This is a genomic window from Sphaerisporangium sp. NPDC088356 (genome assembly GCF_040685555.1).
Taxonomy (GTDB): Bacteria; Actinomycetota; Actinomycetes; order Streptosporangiales; family Streptosporangiaceae; genus Sphaerisporangium.
The window spans coordinates 9,473-30,976 of sequence record NZ_JBFBIK010000094.1 but is presented as its reverse complement, the minus strand read 5'-3'; the positions used below and the strand labels follow the sequence as shown (position 1 = coordinate 30,976).

The following is a 21,504-nucleotide window of genomic DNA, read 5'->3' as shown; positions in this document are numbered from 1 at the left end:
CCAGATGAACGGGCGGCAGCAAGCTGCACCGCCCTGACCGCTTCCTGCCACCCCCGCGCCTGTGCCGCCAAGAGCCGCGGGCCACGCGTCCCGGTGGCTGGAGGAGGCGTTCCGGGGTCACTGAGACGCCAAGTTACTCGCACGTAGGTTACGGTGCAGGCATGGCTGACATCCTGTACCCCCTGGTGATCGGGACAGCGCGAGGGCTGTTCAAGGCGCTCGACCTCAGGATCGAGGTGAACGGCGCCGATCGCGTGCCGAGGAGCGGCGGTGCCGTGCTCGTCAGCAACCACGTGAGCTACCTGGACTTCATCTTCGTCGGATACGGCGCCCACCCCTCCCGCCGGCTCGTACGGTTCATGGCCAAGCACGAGGTCTTCGCCAACCGGATCTCCGGGCCGCTGATGCGCGGCATGCACCACATCCCGGTCGACCGGTCGGCGGGCGCGGGGGCGTACGGCAGCGCCGTGGCCGCCCTGCGGGCGGGCGAGGTGGTCGGCGTGTTCGCCGAGGCGACGATCAGCCGGTCCTTCACGATCAAGGACATCAAGAACGGCGCCGTGCGCATGGCGTCCGACGCCGAGGTCCCCCTGATCCCGGTCACGGTCTGGGGGACGCAGCGCATGTGGACCAAGGGCCGTCCCAAGGCCCTCACCCAGCGGCACGTCCCCATCACGATCGACATCGGTGAACCCATGTTCCCCAAGGCCGGGCAGGACATCGCGGAGCTCGCCGGTGCCCTGCGTACCCGGATGTCGGAGCAGCTCGACCGGGTGCAGCGGAGCTATCCGGAGATTCCGCAGGGCGTGTGGTGGCAGCCCGCCCACCTGGGCGGCACCGCTCCCACCCCCGAGCAGGCCGCCGCCCTGGACGCGGCCGAGCGGGCGTCGCGCCGCCGGGGGTGAGTGGAGGTCACCGCGGGCCGTACCGTAACGTGACTATATGGAGCGAATGAGTGACAGAGAGTGGCGCGAGTTCGTGCTCGAAGGAACGCGCACCGCGAAGATCGGGGTCACCCGGGCCGACGGCCGCCCGCACGTGACACCCGTGTGGTTCGTCCTGGACGGCGACGACCTGGTGTTCACCACCAGCGGCACCGGCCAGAAGGCCAGGAGCCTCCGCCGCGACCCCCGGGCCGCGGTCTGCGTGGACGACGAACGGCCGCCGTACGCCTTCGTCATGATCGAGGGCACGGCGGCGATGTCCGACGACCTCGGCGAGCTGATCAAGTGGGCCACCGTGCTCGGCGGGCGCTACATGGGCGAGGACCGCGCCGAGGAGTTCGGCAGGCGTAACGGCGTCCCGGGGGAGGTCGTGGTGCGCATCCGCATCGGCAAGGTCATCGCCGTACGCGACATCGCCGCCTGAACCGATCAGTCGTCAGCGCGTCCGTCTCGATGGTCCAGTGGAGCTGGAGCTCAGGAACAACCTCACCGCCTATGACGGCATGTATGTGGCGCTTGCCGAATCGCTGGGGGTGCCACTGCTCACCGATGACGCCACGTTCGCCGGCTCGGCGGGGCACCGGGCGGAGATCCACCGGTACCCGCCGCCGTTGGTGTAGATCGCCAGCATTATGGGCGGTAGGCATCCCGGCGGTGTTTGATCGTCTGGATCGTCACGCTGTGCTTGTCTTCGTCGATGCGGTACACCACACGGTAGGTGCCACGCCGCGCGACGTGCAGGCCCTCATAGGGCTCATGCAGAGGCTTGCCGACACGCCAAGGCTCCCGGGCAATCGCACCGGTGATGAGTTCCCACGCTGCGGCGGCCACACTCTCGGGCAGCCCCGCGGCGAGGGCGCGGCGAGCCGGCGGGTCGAAGAGGACGGTGTACCGGTCGCTCACGCGCTGGCCTTGCCGAGACGGGCGGCCATGATGGCGGCCATTTGCTCTTCGGTGGTCACATCGCCCCTCTCCTCGGCGGATGCGGCCTCGACCAGGTCGGCGCGCATCTCCGGATCGGTGAGTATCTCCAGCGTCTCCTGCAGGGACTCCCACTCGGCCACGGAGACGATGACGGCATGCGGTCGTCCGTTCCGGGTAAGCGTGAAGTGATCATGCTCGCGAGCGGCCCGGTCGGCCAGTTCGGTCAGCCGGTCCTTCGCTTCACTGATCGGAATGATCTCCATACGCCTATGGTACCTCTCTGGCCTAGATGTCGGCCAAAGTTCCGGCTACTACAGGGTCCTGCTGGCCATGGTTCCTCTCGCCGCAGACGTTGGCGGGTGAAACGCCTGGCAAGCGGAACGCCCGGGTGGCCTTCAGGCCGCCCGGGCGTTACCGTCCCGCACGTGGACGCCGATTAGTGTTCTCGGCGTTTGCAGAGGCTGTCACCCCATGTGGGGGTAGCGGTGGTTGGTGGGCGGGGTGAAGGTCTCCTTGATGGCGCGGGCGTTGACCCAGCGGATCAGGTTGAAGACCGAGCCGGCCTTGTCGTCGGTGCCGGAGGCGCGGGCGCCGCCGAAGGGCTGCTGGCCGACGACCGCGCCGGTGGGCTTGTCGTTGATGTAGAAGTTGCCGGCCGCGAAGCGTAGGCGCTCGGTGGCCGAGGCGATGGCGTACCGGTCCTGCGCGATGATCGAACCGGTCAGCGCGTACGGCGACACGCTCTCCATCTGGTCGAGCACGGTGTCGAAGCGGCTGTCGTCGTACACGTGAACCGACAGGATCGGGCCGAAGTACTCCTTGACGAAGATCTCGTCCTCGGGGTCCGAGCCCTCGAGGATGGTCGGCCTGACGAAGTAGCCGGTCGAGTCGTCGTACGAGCCGGTGAGCACGTCGACCGAGCCGGTGGCACGCGCCCGGTCGATCGCGGCCTTGTTCTTGGTGAAGGACCGGGAGTCGATGACCGCGCCCATGAACGTCGACAGGTCGGCGGCCACGTCTCCCACGGTCAGCGACTCGGCCGTCGACACGAGGTCGTCGCGGATCGCCGACCAGATCGAGCGCGGGATGTACGCGCGGGACGCCGCCGAGCACTTCTGGCCCTGGTACTCGAACGCGCCGCGGATCAGCGCCGTGGACAGCACGGCGGGGTCGGCGGAGGGGTGGGCGAGCACGAAGTCCTTGCCGCCGGTCTCGCCGACCAGGCGCGGGTAGCCCCGGTAGGAGGCGATGTTGGCGCCGACCGTTCCCCACAGGTGCTGGAAGGTGGCGGTGGAGCCGGTGAAGTGGATGCCGGCCAGGTTCGGGTCGGTGAGCGCGACCTCCGAGACGGCCGCGCCGTTTCCGGTCACCAGGTTGATGACGCCCGGCGGAAGCCCGGCCTCCTCAAGCAGCCGCATGGTGAAGTGCGCCGCGAACTGCTGCGTGGGCGACGGCTTCCAGACGACGACATTTCCCATCAACGCCGCGGAAGTCGGCAAATTTCCGGCGATGGCGGTGAAGTTGAACGGCGTGATCGCGAGCACGAAGCCTTCCAGCGGCCGGTACTCCATGCGGTTCCACACGCCGGGCGACGAGATCGGCTGCTCGGTGAGCAGCTGGCGGGCGAACGACACGTTGAACCGCAGGAAGTCGATCAGCTCGCACGCGGCGTCGATCTCCGCCTGCTGGGCCGACTTCGACTGGCCGAGGACCGTGGCCGCGTTCAGCGTGGCGCGCCGCGGCCCGGCGAGCAGGTCGGCGGCCTTGAGGAAGATCGCGGCGCGCTCGTCGAACGACAGCGCCCGCCAGGCCGGGGCCGCCTTCAGCGCCGAGTCGATGGCGGCGCGCACGTCGGCGGCCGAGGCGTCGGCCGTACGGCCGAGCACGTGGGCGTGGTTGTGCGGCTGCACGACGTCGATCACGGCGCCCGCGCCCATGCGCTGCTCGCCGCCGATGGTCATCGTCAGGTCGATCGCGGAGCCGGAGAGCTCCTTGATCCGGCTCTCCAGCGCCGAACGCTCGGCGCTGCCGGGGGCGTAGCCGTAGATCGGCTCGTTGGCCGGGACTGGGACGTTGCTGACGGCATCCATGGAAGACCTCACTTGGAGCGGAGTGAACGCAGGAAGAAGGCGACGTTGGCGGGGCGCTCGGCGAGGCGGCGCATGAAGTAGCCGTACCAGTCGTCGCCGTAGGGGATGTAGACGCGGACCAAGGATCCGGCGCGGGCGAGCGCCTCCTGCTTGTCGGTCCTGATGCCGTAGAGCATCTGGTACTCGTAGGTGTCGCGTTCACGCCCCGCGCGTTCGGCCAGCAGCTCGGTGATGGAGATGAGCCGGTCGTCGTGCGTGGCCACCATGGGGTAACCCTTCCCCTCCATGAGGATGCGCAGGCACCGCACGTACGCCTTGTCCACTTCGCTCTTGCCCTGGTGGGCCACGGACGCGGGCTCGGCGTAGGCGCCCTTGACCAGGCGCACCCGCGACCCCTCGTACGACAGCTCGCGCAGGTCGTCCTCGCTGCGGAACAGGTAGGCCTGGACGGCGACACCGGTCGCGGGGAAGTCTTCGCGCAGCGCCCGCAGGATCGACAGCGTGGAGTCGACCGTGGTGTGGTCCTCCATGTCGAGGGTCACGGTCGCGCCGGCGTCGCGCGCGGCGGCGCAGATCTCCCGGGCGTGGTCGAGGGCCATGCCCTGGTCGAGCACCTGGCCGACGGCCGACAGCTTCACCGACACCTCGGCGCGGTCGCCCAGCCCGAGCGGGCGCAGCGCGTCGAGCAGCGTGACGTAGGCCTTGACGCTCTCGACGGCCGCCTTGGCGTCCGTCGTCTCCTCGCCGAGGTGGTCGAGGGTGACCGAGAGGCGGGCGTCGGTGAGGCGCTGGACGGCGGACAACGCGTCCCCGGTGTCCTCGCCGGCGACGAACCGGTCGACCACGTGCCGGGTCACCGGGAAACCTGAGATGGCGCGGCGCGCGAGCGGGCTTCGCGAGACCGCGAGAAGTACGGAACCGAGCATGTTAACCACCCTAAATCCGCAGCTCACGGCCTTCCATGGACATCCGCCACGGGCGACGACTACCCCCTTCATACAGATGTATGACAATGGGCGGGTGGACCTGCAGGAAATCGTGGACGACATCGCTCGCATCCTGGACGCCTCGGCGACGCTGGAGGACCGCACCTTCCAGCTGCTCGCGTACGCGGCACAGAGCGGCGACATCGACACGGTCAGGCGCGAGTCGATCCTGCGCCGCCGCGCCTCCGACGAGGTCCGCGCCTACTTCGAGGGCTACGGCATCGCCTCGGCGGCCGGCCCGGTCCGCATTCCCGCCGACGAGGGCCTCGGCGTGCTCGCCAGGGTCTGCGTCCCGCTGCGCCACCGCGAGGTGACCTATGGGTACCTGTGGCTGCTCGACTCCGGCAGGCTGAGCGACCAGCGCCTGGCGAGCGTGTCGTCCCTGGTCGGACGGGCGGCGGCCGTGCTCGCCCAGGAGGCCCGCAGCCGCCAGGACCTCGGCGCCCGCCTGCGCGACCTGCTGTCGGGCGATTCCGAGGTCCGCGCCTCGGCGGGTCTGGAGATCACCGGCCCCGTCGCGGCGATAGCCGTACAGGCCTCCGGGCGGGTCGTGCCGCTGTGGACCCTGCCGCGCGGGGTGCTCGCCGACGCGGGCGACCCCCTCACCGCCGTCCTCGCCCCCGCCGCGCAGGCGCGGGCCGTCGCGATCAGGGTCCAGGCGATGTACGGCACGGCCGCCGGCATAGGAGGTGCGAGGGACGACCAGGCCGAGGCGTGGCGGAGCTGGCGCGAGGCGACGCTCGCCCTGCGCGCGGCCCAGCGGGTGCCGAGGTTCGCCCCCGTCGCCGCCTGGGCCGACCTGGGCGTCCACCGCCTGCTGGTGCGCCTGTCGGGGACCGAGCTGGCCGACCTGGCCGCCGAGGCGGGAGCGCTGGACGGCGAGCTCGCGCGCACCGTGGAGACCTACCTCGACCGGGGCGGGCAGGCGCGCGAGACCGCCGCGTGGCTCGGCGTGCACCGCCAGACCCTGTACTACCGGCTGGCGAAGGCCGAGCGCGTCACCGGGCTCGACCTCGCCGACGGCGAGAGCCGCCTCCTGCTCCACCTCGGCCTCAAGGCGGCCGAGCTCCTCAGGGCCCCCGCCGGCCCCCGCGTCACGGAGCGCGGTAGATCTTGACCCAGTCGACGAACATCGACACCGTCTTCGGCGTCGAGGAGTTACGGCAGGGCGACCACTGGTTGCAGACCACGTCGTTCTGCAGGGTCAGGTGCATCGGGCGGGCTTCGGGAACGCGCGGCCCGGTGTAGTCCCAGGTCTGCTCGCCGTCGAGCCAGAAGGTCAGGCGGCCGGGCAGCCAGTCGACGGCCACCGTGTGCCACCGGGTGAAGTCGGCGCGCATCTGGCTCTGCGCCTGCTCGGCCTCGCCCCTGTGGATGTAGATGCCGCCCCTCTGCCGGGTCGGGTCGATCACCTCGGCGAAGTCGACCTCGGCGTACTCGCCGCCCTGGCTGCTCGGCCACAGCAACGTGACCAGGGAGTACCCGGCGCCTGCCTCACCGCGGAAGCGCACCTCCCACCGGCCGTACGTCTGCGACAGGTGGCTCGCGACGCCGCCCGAGAGGTCCTTGCCGCCGTAGAAGCCGCCGGTCATCTGGAGCATGCCGTCGTGGACGGCCGTCGCCCGTGCCGTGCGCGGGTTCACCTGGGCGTCGGGGGAGTCGTACACCTCCCACTTGTTCCGGTCGATCTGCGTGCCGTCGAAGTCCTCCACGAACACCGGCGTGCCCCACCGGGCGTCGGCCCGTGGAAGGGCGCCGGGCGGCACGGAGGCGCGCACGCTCGGTGGAGGAGGCGAGCCCGGCCCCGTGGACGGGCGACCCGCCGCCGGCGGCGGCGAGCCGGGCCCCCCGTACGGGCTCTCGCCCGGGGGAGGCGGGGAACCGGGCCGCCCGTACCGGTGGTCGTAGACCGGGGGCGGCGGATAGCCCGGCGCGTCGCCCTCGCCCGTGCCGGCCCCCGGTGGGCGGCTCCCGTAGGGAGCGCTTCCGGGCGGGCGGCTCGCGACCGGGCCGGCGTGAGGAGGGTAGCTCGGCACCGTAGCCTGGGGAGAGGCCGTGCCGTGGACGGCCGGCGGGCGGGTCGCGCGGTGGCCTTCGTACGGGCCGCCGTCGCCCGGGCTGGGACAGAGGCTCAACGTCGTCGCCGCTACGATCATGTATGCGTTACGAATCGACATGCGCCCATGAAAGCAAGCATCTTCCCCTGATCACAGTGTTATAGCGATTTGGCGTTCCCCGCGGGCTCGCACAGCTTCACGGATTGAGTAGTTAGCCCCACACTTAGCGTTGTGTCGGATTTCGAGGTTCTTGTTCTGGGTTCCGGGCCCGGCGGGCAGAAAGCGGCCATCGCCGCTGCCAAGCTGGAGCGGCGCGTCGCGATCGTCGAGCGCCGCGACATGATCGGCGGGGTGTGCATCAACACCGGCACGATCCCATCGAAGACCATGCGCGAGGCCGTGCTGTACCTCAGTGGCCTCAGCCAGCGCGAGATGTACGGCCAGAGTTACCGCCTCAAGGAGGAGGTCACGGTCGCCGACCTCACCATGCGCACCTCGCACGTGGTGGGACGCGAGGTGGACGTCATCCGCAGCCAGCTCTCCCGCAACCACGTCACCGTGCTCACCGGCTCAGGCAGGTTCGTCGACGCGCACACAATCGAGGTGGCCGACGAGCACGGCAAGGGCGGCAAGGTCACCGCCGACAAGATCATCATCGCCACCGGGACCCGGCCGGCCCGCCCCGAGAGCGTGGAGTTCGACGACCGCACGGTCATCGACTCCGACGGCATGATCCGGCTGGAGCGGGTGCCCGACTCGATGGTGGTCGTGGGCGCCGGGGTGATCGGCATCGAGTACGCCTCCATGTTCGCCGCCCTCGGCACCAAGGTCACCGTGGTCGAGCGGCGCGACCGCATGCTGGACTTCTGCGACCTGGAGGTGGTCGAGGGGCTGAAGTACCACCTGCGGGACCTCGCGGTCACCTTCAGGTTCGGTGAGACGGTCGCCGCCGTCGAGCGCCGGGCGCGCGGCTGTGTCACGGTGCTGGAGAGCGGCAAGAAGATCCCCGCCGAGACCGTCCTGTACTCGGCGGGCCGTCACGGGGTCACCGACGGGCTCGACCTCGAAGCCGCGGGCCTGACCGCGGACGACCGGGGCCGCATCTCGGTCGACGAGCACTACCGTACGGCGGTGCCGCACGTCTACGCGGTGGGGGACGTCATCGGCTTCCCGTCCCTGGCCGCCACCTCCATGGAGCAGGGGCGCATCGCCGCCCACCACGCCTGCGGCGAGCCGCTGAAGGCGATGTCGCACCTGCAGCCGATCGGGATCTACACCATCCCGGAGATCAGCTTCATCGGGAAGACCGAGGACGAGCTCACCAAGGCCCTCATCCCCTTCGAGGTGGGGATCTCCCGCTACCGGGAGCTGGCGCGGGGCCAGATCATCGGTGACACGTACGGCATGCTGAAGCTGCTGGTGTCACCAGAGGACCGAGCCCTGCTCGGGGTGCACGTCTTCGGCACCGGGGCCACCGAGCTGATCCACATCGGCCAGGCGGTCATGGGCTGCGGCGGCACGGTGGACTACCTGGTGGACGCGGTGTTCAACTACCCGACCCTCGCCGAGTCGTACAAGGTCGCGGCCCTGGACGCCATGAACAAGATCCGCCGGATGGCCCGCTTCGCGGAGTGACCACGCGTCCGGACACGGGTGAGCCCGTGCCACCGGAGGGTGGCACGGGCTCGGGTCAGGCGGGGGAGCGGGCGCCCGCTCAGGCGGCCTCGGCCTCGGCCTCTTCGACCTCGACCTCGACCTGCTGGCGGCCGGTCACGTTGTCGTAGACGCGGACCAGCTCGCGGCTGATGCGCTCCATCGAGTACCGCGAGCTGGCGCGGTCGGCGCCGGCGAAGCCGAGGGCGGTCCTGCGGGTGAGGTCGCCGAGGAGCTGGCGCGTGCGGCGGGCGAGGACGGCGGCGTTGTCGGGGCGGACCAGCATGCCGGTCACGCCGTCGACCACCGAGTCGAGGTGGGCGCCCACGGCGGAGGCGATGACGGGGACGCCGCAGGCCATGGCCTCAAGGGCGACCTTGCCGTTCGGAACGGCGATCGGCAGCGAGAGCACCACGTCGGCGCTGCGCATCAGCTTGGCGATGCCGTTGTGGGGAACGTGGCCGAGAAGGGTGACGCGGTCCTCGACGCCGACCTCCTTGGCCAGCAGGCGCAGGCGCTCCAGGTCGTGGTCGGTGTCGGGGGCGCCCGCCACGGGGCCGCCGGCGATCAGCAGCTCGGCGCCGGGGATGCCGTCGAGCGCCCGGATCGCGGTGTACGCGCCGCCGCCGGGGGTGATGTGGCCGACGTGCACGAGACGGGGACGGTCGCTCCGGGTGAGGGACGGGCCCTGGCGGCGGAAGCGCTCGACGTCGACGCCGTGCGGGACCACCGCGATGTTCTTACGCGGCACGCCCATCCGGATCAGCTCGGCGGCCTCGTCGTCGCAGGAGGCGATGACCGCGTTGGCCCGGCGGCCGATCGCGCGCTCCAGCCGCATCCGCGCGGCCTGACCCGGGTCGGCGCCGGGCCGGATGCGGGACGATCCGAGCTGGTGGAAGGTCTGGGTGATCGGTATGTCGAGGCCCTCGGAGCCGGCGATGGCGGCGAGCCCGCCCGTCCAGGAGTGGGCGTGGACGACGTCGGGGCGGTCCTTGCTCCAGCGCTGCTTGAGCTGCGCGCTGAAGTCGGAGATGTAAGGCATGACCGCGTTCTCCGGAAGGGGCTCCGCGGGGCCCGCCGTCAGGTACTCGATGGTCACGCCGGCCGCCACCTTCACCCGCGGCTTGCGGTCGGCGGCGTTGCGGCGGGTGTAAACGGTCACGCGGTGGGCATTGCTGAGCTCACGGGCGATGGCCGGGATGTCGGCGGGAAGATCGTGCACGGAGACGATGGCGATGTTCATGGCACACCTCAGGGGAGTCGGGTCGCGTCGACCCACAGACGTACTGAGTTGTGCCTGCGTCTTAGGCACTGAATCTGTGACTCAGTGTACCGGTGTCCGGTACTGGGGAAACCCCTCAACGTAAAAAAATCTCAGGTGCGAGGCATCTTGGGCCCGTGACCTGGGAGATCCGCCGGCGAACTGTCGCAAAGTCATGAACGACACAGATGGTCACCGGTCCTCTTCCGCGGCGAGCCGCAGACCCGGCACGGCGTCCCAGCCGACGAGCCGGATGAGGTGCCCGACATGGCCAGGGAGCGGGCTCAGAACCAGCGCGCGGCCCCCGGAAAGGCCTGACGCGGCTTCGGCGAGCACGCGGAGCCCCGCCAGGTCGATGAAGGTCACAGCGCCGAGGTTCACCCGGATGTCGCCGTCCCCGGCCTGGATCGCCGCCGCCAGCGCCTTGCTCAGCTCGTTGACGGTGGTCGCGTCGATCTCCCCCTCGACGCGCAGCCCAGAAGGCTCGGCGGTACGGCGGATGCGCAGGATCGCACCGTCGGACTCGAGGTCCATTGGCCTCTTCCCCAGTACGTACGATCTCTCCGGCGGAGCCCGCCCAGACGGCGGGAAGCCGTACGTGCCATGTCGAACATAAGCCCGCTTCCTGGACGGGCACAGGGCAGGGGTCCCTCAGCGGGTGCGGCGCAGGGCCAAGATGGTGGTCTCGTCGAGCACCTGACCGCCGCAGAAGGCCTGGTGGTCCTCCTCGACGGCCTTGACGACCGCGCTGGCCGACTGCCCGGTGCAGCGCGTGAGCACCTCGGTGAGGCGTCCCTCGCCGTACGCCAGCTCGGCCTGGCCCGACCGGCCGCGCGAGCCGGCGAGCCCGTCGGAGTACAGCACCAGGGTCTCGCCGAGGGCGACGCTGACCTCCTCCACGGGGATCTCGGCGCCGGTCTCGATGCCGAGCGGCATGCCGCCTCCCGAGGTGAAGCGCACGCCGCCGTCCCCCTTCAGGACCGCGGGGGGATGGTTGCCCGCCGACGCCAGCCGGATGCGCCCCCCGCGCCTGCCGGGGGTGACGAATCCGGCGGCCACCATGACGAACATGCCGGTGTCCTGCATGACCAGGGCGTCGTTGAGCTTCGCCACCACCGGCCCGGGGTCGTCTTCCCACACGCTGAGCGTGCGCAGGCCGCCGCGCACCATCGCGGTGACCGACGCGGCCTCGTCGCCCTGGCCGACCACGCCGCCGACGGCGAAGCCCCAGCCGTCCTTGACGCGGAAGACGTCGTAGAACTCCCCGCCGATCGCCCTCGGCCCCGCGCCGGTGTGGTAAGCCGCCGCAGTGTCGTACCCGGGGACGTCCGGCAGGGTGCGCGGCAGCACCCCGGTCTGCAGGGTGTCCGCGGCCTGGGACCTGCCCTGGAAGATGCGCTGGGCGCGCAGGGCCAGCCCGATGTGGGCGCCGGCGTCCTGCATCAGCGCGAGGTCGGCCAGGCCGAACGGGGGCCGCTCGCGCAGCCGCAGCAGCGTGACGACGCCGTGGGTCTCCTCACCGGCCTGGATGGGGACGCTCAGCACCGACCCGGCCCGCGTCGCGTGCAGGACGGGGGTGCCGTCGGGCAGCACGCCGAGCAGCGAGTCGTCCTCGACCATCTCCTGGACCACGCCACCCTTGCTCCCGAGCACGTGGGTCACGAGCGGGGCCGCCGAGGGGTCCATGCGCTCCAGGGTCTGCACCAGGCGCGCCACGGGCTGGTTGGTGGGCCCGATGACCAGGGACCGCTGCGGGGCGCCGTTGCGTACGACGTCGGCGAACACCCAGTCGGCCGTGTGGGAGGCCAGCAGCCGGCCCGCCCGGATCAGCGCGACCGGCTCGCTCAGGCTCTCCTCGTCCAGGAGCAGGCGGGTGAGCTGCGACATCAGCTCCTGGCGCCGCGCTGTGCCCATGACGATCGACTCTTCTGGAACCGACTCGGGCTCGGCCTCCTGGCCCGTCTCCGGCATCCGCACCTCGACCGGCAGCGCCACCGCGGCGATCATCTCCTGGGGCTCCCCGGGCATGCGGAGCTGGGTCAGGACGAGCCGTACGTTGTGGGCGCGGCCCTGGTGGGCCAGCCGGGTCGGGAAGGCCGCCGTCTCCCCGGTGTGCAGCACGGAGGTCAGGTGGGAGCGGAAGGCCGCCCGCCGGGAGACGTCCACCAGCAGCGGGAAGGCCCGGCCGGTCAGGTAGCCGTCCGGGCTGCCGAGCAGGCGGGAGGCCTCGGCGTTCACGCGCCGCACCGTGCCCGCGGTGTCGAGGACGATGACCGGCACCGGCATGGTGCGGTAGATCGTCCGCAGCAGCTTGAGCTCGCGGTTGGAACTGCTCTCCTTGCCGCCCGACCTGCGACGCGACTTGCTCAGCTCGCCGATCGAGGCCCGCAGCAGGTCGCGGGCGGTCTCCAGCTCGACGAGCGCGGCGTCCAGCGTCGGACCCGGGTCGGACGGGTACGCCGATCGCGCGTCGCGAAGGGACGATATGCGGGCCGTGAGGCCGCTCAGCGCCTGTTCGAGCGCGGGAACATCAGTAGGGTCGGTCAATTGTGGTCCTTCGTATGGCCGAGGGGAGCGTGGGTTCCCCTGCTAGACCGTACGTCAAGAAGACGCTTCCCATCGATGAGCACCTCGCGGTTGGAATTAACCTGGCATTTAAGGGAAACGGGAGCCTTGTATGGAGACCATGAGGATGTTCAGCCCCGCCCTCGCCCGGGACCTCGCGGCCCTCGGCCGCGTCCACGAGGGCACCTCGATGGAGAGCGTGCTCCGGGGGATCACCGGCGCCGTGGCGGTCGGCGTGCCCGGATGCGCCGGCGGCACGGTAGAGCTGCGGCGCGAGGAGCGGATCATGCTCTCGGCGTCCCACAGCGACCTGATCGCGCTGGTCGACCGGGAGCAGGCGCTCGGCGAGGGGCCGTCCTCCGAGGCGCTGGCGACCGGCAGGAACGTCGTGGTCACCGACGTGCTGCTCGACACCCGCTGGCCCAGGTACGCCGCGACGGCCGTCAAGCACGGAGTGCGCTCGATCCTCGTGCTGCCGATCGCCGTTGACGGCTCCACGCTCGTCCTCGGCCTGTACGCCGTGCGGCCGGGCGCGTTCGCCGGCGGCTCCGCCGACTCGCTCGCCACCCTGCTCACCGAGCAGCTGACCGTGGCCCTCGCCAACATCTCCGACTACGACGACGTGCTCACCGACGCGGCGCAGCTCCAGGAGGCGCTCGCGGGCCGCGCGGTGATCGACCAGGCGAAGGGCATCATCATGCACGCCAGCGGCTGCTCGGCGGAGGCGGCCTTCGACGAGCTGCGCCGCCTCTCGCAGCACCACCAGGTCAAGGTGGCCGACCTGGCGCGCCTGCTGGTCAGCGAGCACCAGAGCAAGCACGGCGGGGCCGTGCCGTCCTGACGGCGGGGCGTGGTCTTCCATGATTCGCAGGACTCTAGCGCCACCCGGAGGGGAGCGGGGCGGGTCAGGCCTTGAAGGCCTCCAGCGCCTCGTCAAGGGTGTCGTACAAGGGGAGGCGCTGCGCGAGGCCGGTGACCCACATCACCTTGGAGTTGGAGTACTGCACCCCGACCAGGGCGAAGTGGCCCTGCGCCGCCATCGTGCGCTGCCAGTGATGCACGATCAGCCCGAGCGCGCGGGAGTCCATGAACGTGACGCCGGCCAGGTCCAGGACCAGATCAGGGCCGTAGTCGTCGGCGATCTCGGCGAGCCGGTCGGTGAACTGCTCGCGCGTGGTCGCGTCGAGGATGCCGGTCACCTTCACCACGGGCACCCCCTCGGCAACCGCCGAAGTAAGGGTCAGGGCCGAATCTGCCCTATCTGGAACGGTCACCACGCGCCTCCTCGCCGCTTCCCTGGCGCATGGCGCCAACCCCCTCGGGGGGCAATCGCAACATTACTGTTGCCTGGGGGGTAGCAATACTCTTGATTTTTAGGGAATACTGGAGCCGAGGTCCAGCAGAGGGCCTCGTCTCGACAGTAGTACGCGAGGCGATGTCGGCTCTGCATGGGCATTGCCGGTTGCGCCTCGCTTGCAAGGCATACGAGGGAGCAGCAATGGCTGCCGAGGACCGCACTTTCTCCCAGACCGACGTCACCGCCGAAGACCTCCTGCGCGAGCTCGTCGAGCCGGGCATCACCGAGGCAAGGCGAGCGCGGCTGCGCGAGATGATCGTCGAAATGCACCTCCCCATGGCGAGGGAGATCTCCCGCCGGTACCTCCACCGGGGCGAGCCCATGGAAGACCTGCTCCAGGCCGCGTACGTGGGCTTGATGAAGGCGATCAACGGATTCGACGCCGAGCTGGGGCACAGCTTCAGAGGCTATGCCATGGTGACCATGACTGGCGAGGTGAAGCGGCACTTCCGCGACAGGACCTGGGCCGTCCGGGTCCCGCGTCTCTACCAGGAGCGGCGCTCCGAGCTCAACCGGCTCGTCGCCGACTTCACGCAGGAGCTCGGAAGGTTCCCCACCGTCGCCGAGCTGGCCAAGCGGATGGGCATCTCCGAGGAGGACATGCTCCTCACGATGGACGCCTCCGCCGCCTACAGCACCCTGTCGCTGGACGCCCCGATGGGCGCGGACGACGACGCCGCCGCGCTCGGGGACCTGATCCCGGACGAGGACGACGAGCTGGCCACGCTGGTGGACCGCGAGGCCATCAAGCCCCTGATCGACCAGCTGCCGGAGCGCGAGCGCAACATCCTGCTCCTGCGCTACTACGGCAACATGACCCAGGCCGAGATCGCCGCGGAGTTCGGCATCTCCCAGATGCACGTTTCCCGCATCCTGCGCAAGGTTCTCGACCAGCTCCGGTCGCAGCTCGTGGCCACTTGCTGATTAATCCGCCCCTCCTGGGGCATTCAACCGCCGAACGGAGGTTCCGTGGAGGGGGCACTACCCTCACGAACCGGCAACCCGGGGTATCTTCGTCGGTGTAAATCGGCAGCCCGGGTGCAGGGTGACCTTCCTAAGCTGATCGCTCTTGGAGGCGGTTATCGGGTGAACGAGGACGAAGTCCCTCCTCCCCGCTTCCTCACGGACGGGAGCGGCCCTTCGCCGCTCCCGTCCGGCGCGGCGGTCAGGGAAATGACGTTCTGCGTGGGAGACCTCCCGGACGTTCGAGACTTCGCCGCCCTCCAGGCCCGCCGGGCGGGAATGACCGAGGGGGACATCGGTGACTACCTGGTCGCCGTCAACGAGGTCGCCACGAACGCCGTGACCCACGGAGCCGCCAAGGCGCGGGTGCGCGTGTGGTGCGGAGGTGGCGACCTCCTGATCGACATCCACGACGACGGCCACTGGATCCCCGGCGAGCAGCCGGGCATGGTCGCTCCGCACGACTACTCGACCAGCGGGATGGGCCTGTGGGTGGCCAGGCGGCTGGCGAAGAAGCTGATTCTCAGGACCGGCGCAAACGGGACAAATGTCGTAATGCGCTTCAAGCTCTGACAAACCTCTGTATGTCGCTCTCCGGTGGGGTACGTCCCGGGGTATGACTCAGCGAATCCCTCGGGTGCTCATCGTGGGAGGCGGCTATGTCGGCATGTTCGTGGCCCTCCGCCTGCAGAGGAAGCTCCGCCGCGACGAAGCCCGCATAACCGTGGTCGACCTGGACTCCTACATGACCTACCAGCCCTTCCTTCCTGAGGCGGCGGCCGGGAGCGTGGAGCCGAGGCACGTCGTCGTCTTCCTGCGCCGCGTCCTGCCGAGATGCGAGATCCTCAGCGGCAGGGTGACCTGGGTCGAGCTGGCCTCGCGCTCGGCCGGCTTCGAGCCCTACGAGGGGCCGGGGCGCCGGCTCGAATACGACTATCTCGTGTTCGCGCCGGGTTCGGTCTCCCGAACGCTCCCTATCCCCGGGCTCGCCGAGTGCGGGATCGGCTTCAAGACCCTGGAAGAGGCCATCCACCTGCGCAACCACGTCCTCCAACAGCTCGACCTCGTGGCCTCGACCACCGACGAGGCGGTACGGCGGCGGGCGCTCGCGTTCGTCTTCGTGGGCGCCGGTTTCGCGGGCGTGGAGGCCCTGGCCGAGCTGGAGGACATGGCCACCGAGGCGTGCCGCTACTTCCCGGCCATCAAGCCGTGGGACATGAGGTGGATGCTCGTCGAGGCCACCGACAAGATCCTGCCCGAGGTCGGCGTCGAGATGGGGGAGTGGACCGCCGAGCAGCTCCGCGGGCGCGGCATCGAGGTGCGGACCAGGACCCTGCTCACCTCGGCGGAGAACCACCACATCGTGCTCAGCGACGGCGACGAGTTCGACGCCGACACCCTGGTGTGGACGGCGGGCGTCAAGCCGAACCCGCTGGTCAGGGCGGGCGACCTGCCGCTCGACTCGCACGACCGGGTCAAGGTCGACGCGTGCCTCCTCGTCGAGGGCACCACCTTCGCCTTCGCGGCCGGCGACTGCGCCGCGGTGCCCGACCTCACCAGGCCGGGGGAGACCACCCCGCCCAACGCCCAGCATGCAGTACGGCAGGCCGGGCGGCTGGCCGACAACCTCCTGGCCACCATGCGCGGCGAGAGGCGCGAGCCGTACAAGCACAGGAGCGCCGGCTCGGTCGCGAGCCTCGGGCTCTACAAGGGGGTCGCGAACATCTACGGGCACCAGATCCGCGGATTCCCCGCCTGGCTGCTGCACCGGGCGTACCACCTGTCGAAGATCCCGACGTTCAACAAGAAGACCCGCGTCCTGGTGGACTGGACGCTGGGGTTCTTCTTCAAGCGCGAGATCGTCTCGCTGGGCGCCATGCAGGATCCCCGCCAGGAATTCGAGCTCGCCGCCCGCTCCGGCCCGCGGGAAGCACGCGAACGCCCTCCGGCCCACTCGGGAGCCGCCAGGCTGGGCGACTAGCTCGCGGCACGGGGTGAAGGTTGTGGGGGTTGGGCGGCCGGCTCCGGCAGGGGTCAAAGGCCGTCCGGCTCGGCACGCTTCCGGCGATCGGGCAGGGCGTGCTTTGGAAGGGTGTGAATCCGGGCCGGCACGCGAAAGGGCGCCGCCCCGGTGGGGCGGCGCCCTTCCTCTCAGACCGTGCGACCCGAGGCCCGGTTGGGTCGGCACGGCGTCTTTGGCGCGCTCCCGGCTCGTAACCCCGATCGTGCCTTCACCTGGCTCTGAGGCGGCTACAGCGCGTCGCGGGATCGGCCGCTCAGCCGTTCGGGGGAGCGCCGCTGATCTCGGAGAGCGGCGAGGAGGGCTCACGCTCCAGCGCCATGTCCCCGAGGGAGACGATGCCGACGGGAAGGCCGTTGTCCACGACCGGGACCCGCCGCACGGCCTTCTCCCGCATCAGCCGTATGACCTCGTCGGCGTTCTGGTCGGGCCGTACGGTGACCAGCTCGGAACTGCACAGCGCCCCAAGGGGTGTCGAGTCGGCGTCCCGGGCCTCGGCGACGGCGCGTACGACGATGTCGCGATCGGTCACCACCCCGCACAGCCGGTCGTCCTTGGTCACCAGCACGTCCCCGATGGCCTGGTCCCGCATGAGGCGAGCGGCCTTGGAGACCGACGCGTCGGCGGGCAGGCAGATCGGCCGGTGCGTCATGACGTCCCGTACCTTCTGCTTCATCCTGGACACCCCATCTCTGCTTGGATCTCTGCCTGGTCTGGTCAGCGGCGGGCGCGTCCGCGCCAGGCGTGACCACTGACGGTCGAGGTTCCGATGCCGGCCTGATGCAGGGCCAGCAGGCACAGCCCGAGCGCGATCAGCGCCGTGGTGGAGATGCCGATGCTCGTGCCGATGAGGCTGAAGAGGAAGGCGATACCGAAGACGATCGCCGCGACGATGGCAAGCATCGATTACCTCGCTTCTGGTGAAGCCGGGAAGCTTCCATGCCCGGCGGTGGAGTAGGAGAGTCCGACGAGTTCTTCGAGCAGGGACCGGTAGTCGCGCAGAGCCAGCCGGAGCTGCTCGGTGTCGCCCTGGTCGCTGTTCTTCCAGCGGTCGACGAGTCCCTGCCTGCGCGAGGTGAGGGCCGTCACGGCCTCCTCGACGAGCTGGTCGGCCCGCTCGACGGCGTCGCGGGGGTCGTCGACGAAGCCGGCCTGGACCTCGCGCCAGCGCTGCTGGAAGTCGATGGGTCCAGTGCCCGCGCCGGCCGTGCCGGTCCCGGAGCGATGCACGTCGTTGTCGCCCACGCCGCCACTCGTCGCCAGGACGGGCTCCGGCTCCACGTCGGGAACGCCGGCCGTGAGGCTGTCGTCGTCGGACCGGGTCGGGTAGTCGGCCTCGTCCGGGTACACGATCAGATCGGCCTGCTCGCCGTGCTTCGCCCGTACGGCGTCGGTGTCCAGGTCGCCCGAGACGCGGTCCCGCGCGGCGAGGTCCTCCGAGAGGCCGTCGCGCCCGTCGAGGTCGTCATCCGAGAGCCCATCGCGCCTGTCGAGTCCCGTGGGGTCGGAGACGCCGTCTCGATCCGTGAGGTCGTCCGGTCCGGGGAGGTCGTTCGTTCCGGTGAGATGGTTCGGCTTCGGCTCGGAGAGGTCGTCCCGTCCGCCGAGGTCGTTCCGCTCGGAGGAGGCGAAGTCGCCGGAGGCACTGATCGGCTCGGCCGAGTGGGCCGGGTCGAGATCGTCGTTGTCGTTCAGCCCGTGCTTGTCCCGGTCCTGCTCGGCCTGGTCGTAGACGGTGGCCTCGCCCGTACGGTCGCTATCCGTACGGTCGTCCGGCGTGCCGGCGGGGTCCAGGACGTGGCCGGTCTCCGGGTCGCGGAGCGGTTCGTCCGTGGTGTCTCGGCGATAGGATTCCATCGCTGGTCAGCCTCCCTGGGTGTTGCGGTGCGCGGTGCGGTCCTCGGCCAGTCGAGCGTCGTCGTCCACGGCTGCCCTGTGATCGGGATCCACGGCCCCACGGCCGTTACCGTCCACGGTCGCCCTGCGGTCCGCGTCCACGGTGCCGGGGTCGACGGTCTCCCGCTCGCCGCCGGTGGTGTCCTCCAGAAGCTCTTCGAACAGGGCGCGGTAGTGCACCATGGCCTGCCGCAGCTCCTCGGTCGAAGCCTCCTGCCTGGCCGCGCGGCTGCTGATCTCGTGGGCCTGGCGGTAGTGGTCGAGGGTCTGGCCGTGGACGACCGACAGGTCGGACACCTGCTGCTCGAATCCCTCGGTGGGGTAGCCACGGTCCGCCATGACGGCGGTCACGAGGTGGTCCGCCTCGGTGACGGCGAAGCCGGGAGCGTCGACGAACCGCTCCTGCACCTCGGTCCACTTCTTCGAATAAGTCGATCGGGTCTCCGGGGCAAGCGGCCTGATGTCCAGCTTCGCGTGACGCTGCTCCCTCTCGAGCAGCTCCTGCTCCGCCTCGCGACGGTTGTCGCGTTCGCTCAGGGTCCGCTCGTACTCGGGGCCGAAGCGCTCTTGGAGCCGGTGCCTGCGCTGTTGCTGCGTCACGAGGTAGCCGACGGCCAAGATCGCCACCACCGCGGCTACAACGACGGCCACCCAGGTGATGGTCATGTCTGCCTCCGGTTATGTGTGCCTTTGTAAACCCCCGACTGCCCGAGATGAAGACCGCAAAACAGAGTCGACCCATGCGTTTGGTCAAGTAACCGGCCCGCCCAAACCCACCACGCTTCGTACACCCGCCCCAGAACACGACATAGGCACCTCCCGGACTCGAGTCCGCCGGCCAGAGCGACCAAGATCACCAAGCATCACCGCCGAGCCGGGGCGACCACCGAGTTCGCCACGCATGGCCACCGAGCCATGGGGGACCATCAAGTCCGCCAAGCGTCGGCGACGACCACCGACTTCACCATGCTCCGTATGACCGCCCCAGAACATCGGCACCTCCTGGACCGAGCCCATCCGAGACGGTGACCGAGTTCATCACGCCCACCACCGAGTTCACCGGCTGGTGCGGCAACGGCGCCGTCAGGGAGTTCGGCGGCCCAGGCGACAACCTCTACCCTTCGTCCCCATCCGTCGGGACCTCTTCCCGCTTGGCGAGCCTTTCCAGCGCGTCGTCCAGCACGGACCGGATGTGGGAGTCGCCGGCCACAGGCACCTCGTAGAACCCCTGGTCCGGGTCGTAGGCGATGTCGAGGTCACCGCCGGCCAGCCGCTGCGCCCAGCGCAGAGCGGTGTTGATCTTGGTCTGTGGTACGTCGCCACCCTGGGCGATCGCGGAGAGGTTCCTCAGATTGGTGGCGGGACCCGTCTGGTTGTGGACGCGGTTGAGCTTCCACGGGATGGCCCTGCTGTGGTCGAGCATCGGCTTGGCCAGGCCCGCGTTCCGCTTGGCCTGCAGGATCCCGGACTCCGTCACCCCGAAGTGCGCGGCCAGTTCCGCGTTGGACCGCCCCTCGGTGACGAGCCGCCGCAGCTCTTCCCGGTCGATGTGAGTCTTCCGCCCCATGAGCCCATCCCACTCTCGATCGCCCCACCAGTGACACAGCCCTATGTTCCCGGCCGCCCGATCATCCGTCATCCCATGGCGTCACCCCGCCAGGCACGCACCGCTCGACCTCCTAGGCGCGCATTACGCGGCCCCGCAGGCGCTCATCCCGCGGCCGACGAGCCGCCACCGCCGGGGCAGGCGTACGCACGACCCCTAGATCTGCGCTAAGGTTGTTCTCGCTCGCCTAGGTGAGCAGCGGGACGTAGCGCAGCTTGGTAGCGCACTTGACTGGGGGTCAAGGGGTCGCAGGTTCAAATCCTGTCGTCCCGACACTGTTAACGCAGGTCGGAGCCGTGATCACGAAGATTGTGATCACGGCTTTCGTGTACTTGTTGCTCATTTGTTGCTCGGACGAGACGTCAGTTGCCGGCAGCGGGCTGCCTGCCATTGCCGCAGGTTGCCGTGTGTTCCGGCCTTCGCGTGGCCCGGTACGCCGAGGGTGTTCAAACGAAGTGACGTCGGTTTGTTGCCGGTCTGATCTACAACGTAAAGGCCATGGGTTTCTCAACTACCCCCGACCAGCCGGATGGGCGCGGATCTTGCGGGGGACGCCGAGGTTGTAGGAGTGCAGCTTCTGCTCGGGCACCTTAGGTGTGTAGTTGGTGTAGTCGAGGGCGAGCAGGACGGGGCCGCGCTGTAGGAGGAGCAGGGTGCTGACCGAGGCGCGTTCGCCGTTGCGGTTCATGGTCTGTTCGATGCGGTGGCCGTGCCAGCCGAAGGAGTCGCGGGCGTACTTAGCCGACCTGGAGGTGCCGCTGATGCGAGTACGCGGATCCATCGGGGCGTTCATGCTCCCGGGGTAGCGGCACCGGGGGAGGTTCCTTCGTACCTGTTTCATGACGTGCGCGGCGTCAGCGTTTGTTGGCAGGACCCAGCCTTGCTGCGTGAGGTGGCCCTTGTAGGGCACGCCGATCTCCTGCTTGGCGGTGGCGTAGCGCTTGTCGATGGCCACGGTGGGAGTGTTCATCGGGTCGAGCGGTACGCAGACATCGAGGTTGGTGATCGTGCCCTCGGGAACGGTGCGGGTCTCGCCGCCGGAGAGGCCGGCTGTCGCGGGGGTGAGGAACAGCGCGGTCACGTCCTCTCGGGTCCATCGCTCCACTGTGAGGCTTGTCCGGCGAGCGGCGAGCGGCGAGCGGCGAGCGGCGAGCGGCGAGCGGCGAGCGGCGAGCGGCGAGT

General features: G+C 69.9%; 24 protein-coding genes and 1 tRNA gene. 10 read left to right on the top strand and 15 right to left on the bottom strand.

From position 1 onward, the window contains the following. The first annotated feature begins 161 nt into the window (after window positions 1–161). From AB0O34_RS27460 to AB0O34_RS27450, 3 genes are read left to right on the top strand one after another with little or no spacing between them, the layout of a single operon-like run. Window positions 162–905 carry a lysophospholipid acyltransferase family protein gene (locus AB0O34_RS27460; RefSeq protein ID WP_363920117.1) on the top strand — a complete coding sequence of 248 codons (744 nt, stop codon included), beginning with the start codon at window positions 162–164 and terminating at the stop codon, window positions 903–905. A 37-nt stretch (window positions 906–942) separates the two neighbouring features. Beyond that, on the top strand, window positions 943–1,368 hold the full coding sequence (locus tag AB0O34_RS27455; RefSeq protein ID WP_363920115.1) for a PPOX class F420-dependent oxidoreductase: 426 nt from the start codon (window positions 943–945) through the stop codon (window positions 1,366–1,368). A gap of 37 nt (window positions 1,369–1,405) precedes the next feature. After that, on the top strand, window positions 1,406–1,564 hold the full coding sequence (locus AB0O34_RS27450) for a hypothetical protein (RefSeq protein WP_363920113.1): 159 nt from the start codon (window positions 1,406–1,408) through the stop codon (window positions 1,562–1,564). Window positions 1,565–1,574: 10 nt separating this feature from the next. Here AB0O34_RS27450 and AB0O34_RS27445 read toward each other — a convergent pair whose 3' ends face one another. From AB0O34_RS27445 to AB0O34_RS27430, 4 genes are all read right to left on the bottom strand, one after another. Then, on the bottom strand, window positions 1,575–1,847 hold the full coding sequence (locus tag AB0O34_RS27445) for a type II toxin-antitoxin system RelE/ParE family toxin (protein ID WP_363920111.1): 273 nt from the start codon (window positions 1,845–1,847) through the stop codon (window positions 1,575–1,577). Continuing rightward, entirely contained in the window at window positions 1,844–2,131 is a 288-nt protein-coding gene (locus AB0O34_RS27440; RefSeq protein WP_363920109.1) for a type II toxin-antitoxin system Phd/YefM family antitoxin, read from the bottom strand. Before AB0O34_RS27440 ends, AB0O34_RS27445 begins: the two co-directional genes overlap by 4 nt. A 201-nt stretch (window positions 2,132–2,332) precedes the next feature. Further along, window positions 2,333–3,958 (bottom strand): L-glutamate gamma-semialdehyde dehydrogenase, encoded by a 1,626-nt coding sequence (gene pruA / locus AB0O34_RS27435; protein ID WP_363920107.1) that lies wholly within the window; start codon window positions 3,956–3,958, stop codon window positions 2,333–2,335. A gap of 8 nt (window positions 3,959–3,966) precedes the next feature. Beyond that, entirely contained in the window at window positions 3,967–4,884 is a 918-nt protein-coding gene (locus AB0O34_RS27430; RefSeq protein ID WP_363920105.1) for a proline dehydrogenase family protein, read from the bottom strand. A 94-nt stretch (window positions 4,885–4,978) separates the two neighbouring features. On the opposite strand from AB0O34_RS27430, the gene AB0O34_RS27425 reads away from it, so the two are divergent. Further along, complete coding sequence (locus AB0O34_RS27425) at window positions 4,979–6,061, top strand: helix-turn-helix domain-containing protein (RefSeq protein ID WP_363920103.1); 1,083 nt, start codon at window positions 4,979–4,981, stop codon at window positions 6,059–6,061. Here AB0O34_RS27425 and AB0O34_RS27420 read toward each other — a convergent pair. Further along, window positions 6,039–7,079 (bottom strand): family 16 glycosylhydrolase, encoded by a 1,041-nt coding sequence (locus tag AB0O34_RS27420; protein ID WP_363920101.1) that lies wholly within the window; start codon window positions 7,077–7,079, stop codon window positions 6,039–6,041. The genes AB0O34_RS27425 and AB0O34_RS27420 overlap by 23 nt on opposite strands. A 153-nt stretch (window positions 7,080–7,232) precedes the next feature. Here AB0O34_RS27420 and sthA point away from each other — a divergent pair, with 153 nt between their 5' ends. Further along, window positions 7,233–8,636, top strand: coding sequence for a Si-specific NAD(P)(+) transhydrogenase (gene sthA / locus AB0O34_RS27415; protein ID WP_363920099.1), 1,404 nt, complete (start codon window positions 7,233–7,235; stop codon window positions 8,634–8,636). 79 nt (window positions 8,637–8,715) lie between these two features. Here the strand turns inward: sthA and AB0O34_RS27410 are convergent, their stop codons facing one another. The 3 genes from AB0O34_RS27410 to AB0O34_RS27400 all read right to left on the bottom strand — a co-directional run bounded on the left by AB0O34_RS27410 (window position 8,716) and on the right by AB0O34_RS27400 (window position 12,462). Further along, on the bottom strand, window positions 8,716–9,897 hold the full coding sequence (locus AB0O34_RS27410; protein ID WP_363920097.1) for a glycosyltransferase: 1,182 nt from the start codon (window positions 9,895–9,897) through the stop codon (window positions 8,716–8,718). Between the two features lie 210 nt (window positions 9,898–10,107). After that, complete coding sequence (locus AB0O34_RS27405; RefSeq protein ID WP_363920095.1) at window positions 10,108–10,449, bottom strand: STAS domain-containing protein; 342 nt, start codon at window positions 10,447–10,449, stop codon at window positions 10,108–10,110. A gap of 117 nt (window positions 10,450–10,566) precedes the next feature. After that, entirely contained in the window at window positions 10,567–12,462 is a 1,896-nt protein-coding gene (locus AB0O34_RS27400; protein ID WP_363920093.1) for a SpoIIE family protein phosphatase, read from the bottom strand. 130 nt (window positions 12,463–12,592) lie between these two features. On the opposite strand from AB0O34_RS27400, the gene AB0O34_RS27395 reads away from it, so the two are divergent. Continuing rightward, entirely contained in the window at window positions 12,593–13,321 is a 729-nt protein-coding gene (locus tag AB0O34_RS27395) for a GAF and ANTAR domain-containing protein (RefSeq protein ID WP_363920091.1), read from the top strand. 64 nt (window positions 13,322–13,385) lie between these two features. Here AB0O34_RS27395 and AB0O34_RS27390 read toward each other — a convergent pair whose 3' ends face one another. Next, window positions 13,386–13,754 carry an STAS domain-containing protein gene (locus tag AB0O34_RS27390; RefSeq protein ID WP_363920089.1) on the bottom strand — a complete coding sequence of 123 codons (369 nt, stop codon included), beginning with the start codon at window positions 13,752–13,754 and terminating at the stop codon, window positions 13,386–13,388. 224 nt (window positions 13,755–13,978) lie between these two features. Between AB0O34_RS27390 and AB0O34_RS27385 the strand changes: the two genes are divergently transcribed. The 3 genes from AB0O34_RS27385 to AB0O34_RS27375 all read left to right on the top strand — a co-directional run bounded on the left by AB0O34_RS27385 (window position 13,979) and on the right by AB0O34_RS27375 (window position 16,781). Further along, window positions 13,979–14,761, top strand: a complete 783-nt coding sequence (locus tag AB0O34_RS27385) for a SigB/SigF/SigG family RNA polymerase sigma factor (protein WP_363920087.1) — start codon at window positions 13,979–13,981, stop codon at window positions 14,759–14,761. A 162-nt stretch (window positions 14,762–14,923) separates the two neighbouring features. Then, window positions 14,924–15,373: an ATP-binding protein gene (locus AB0O34_RS27380; protein ID WP_363920085.1), complete on the top strand. Its 450-nt coding sequence runs from the start codon at window positions 14,924–14,926 to the stop codon at window positions 15,371–15,373. A 43-nt stretch (window positions 15,374–15,416) separates the two neighbouring features. Continuing rightward, on the top strand, window positions 15,417–16,781 hold the full coding sequence (locus AB0O34_RS27375) for an NAD(P)/FAD-dependent oxidoreductase (RefSeq protein ID WP_363920083.1): 1,365 nt from the start codon (window positions 15,417–15,419) through the stop codon (window positions 16,779–16,781). Window positions 16,782–17,076: 295 nt separating this feature from the next. Here the strand turns inward: AB0O34_RS27375 and AB0O34_RS27370 are convergent, their stop codons facing one another. The 5 genes from AB0O34_RS27370 to AB0O34_RS27350 all read right to left on the bottom strand — a co-directional run bounded on the left by AB0O34_RS27370 (window position 17,077) and on the right by AB0O34_RS27350 (window position 20,283). After that, complete coding sequence (locus AB0O34_RS27370; protein WP_363920081.1) at window positions 17,077–17,496, bottom strand: CBS domain-containing protein; 420 nt, start codon at window positions 17,494–17,496, stop codon at window positions 17,077–17,079. A 41-nt stretch (window positions 17,497–17,537) separates the two neighbouring features. Beyond that, on the bottom strand, window positions 17,538–17,723 hold the full coding sequence (locus AB0O34_RS27365) for a hypothetical protein (protein ID WP_363920079.1): 186 nt from the start codon (window positions 17,721–17,723) through the stop codon (window positions 17,538–17,540). Window positions 17,724–17,726: 3 nt separating this feature from the next. Then, complete coding sequence (locus AB0O34_RS27360) at window positions 17,727–18,677, bottom strand: hypothetical protein (protein WP_363920077.1); 951 nt, start codon at window positions 18,675–18,677, stop codon at window positions 17,727–17,729. 6 nt (window positions 18,678–18,683) lie between these two features. Continuing rightward, entirely contained in the window at window positions 18,684–19,382 is a 699-nt protein-coding gene (locus AB0O34_RS27355) for a hypothetical protein (RefSeq protein WP_363920075.1), read from the bottom strand. A gap of 448 nt (window positions 19,383–19,830) precedes the next feature. Next, entirely contained in the window at window positions 19,831–20,283 is a 453-nt protein-coding gene (locus AB0O34_RS27350; protein WP_363920073.1) for a hypothetical protein, read from the bottom strand. 238 nt (window positions 20,284–20,521) lie between these two features. On the opposite strand from AB0O34_RS27350, the gene AB0O34_RS27345 reads away from it, so the two are divergent. Then, window positions 20,522–20,595: transfer RNA gene (locus AB0O34_RS27345), tRNA-Pro, on the top strand. Between the two features lie 238 nt (window positions 20,596–20,833). Here AB0O34_RS27345 and AB0O34_RS27340 read toward each other — a convergent pair. Next, window positions 20,834–21,504, bottom strand: a 671-nt coding sequence (locus tag AB0O34_RS27340; protein WP_363920071.1) for a hypothetical protein, incomplete at its 5' end; no start/stop codon positions are given.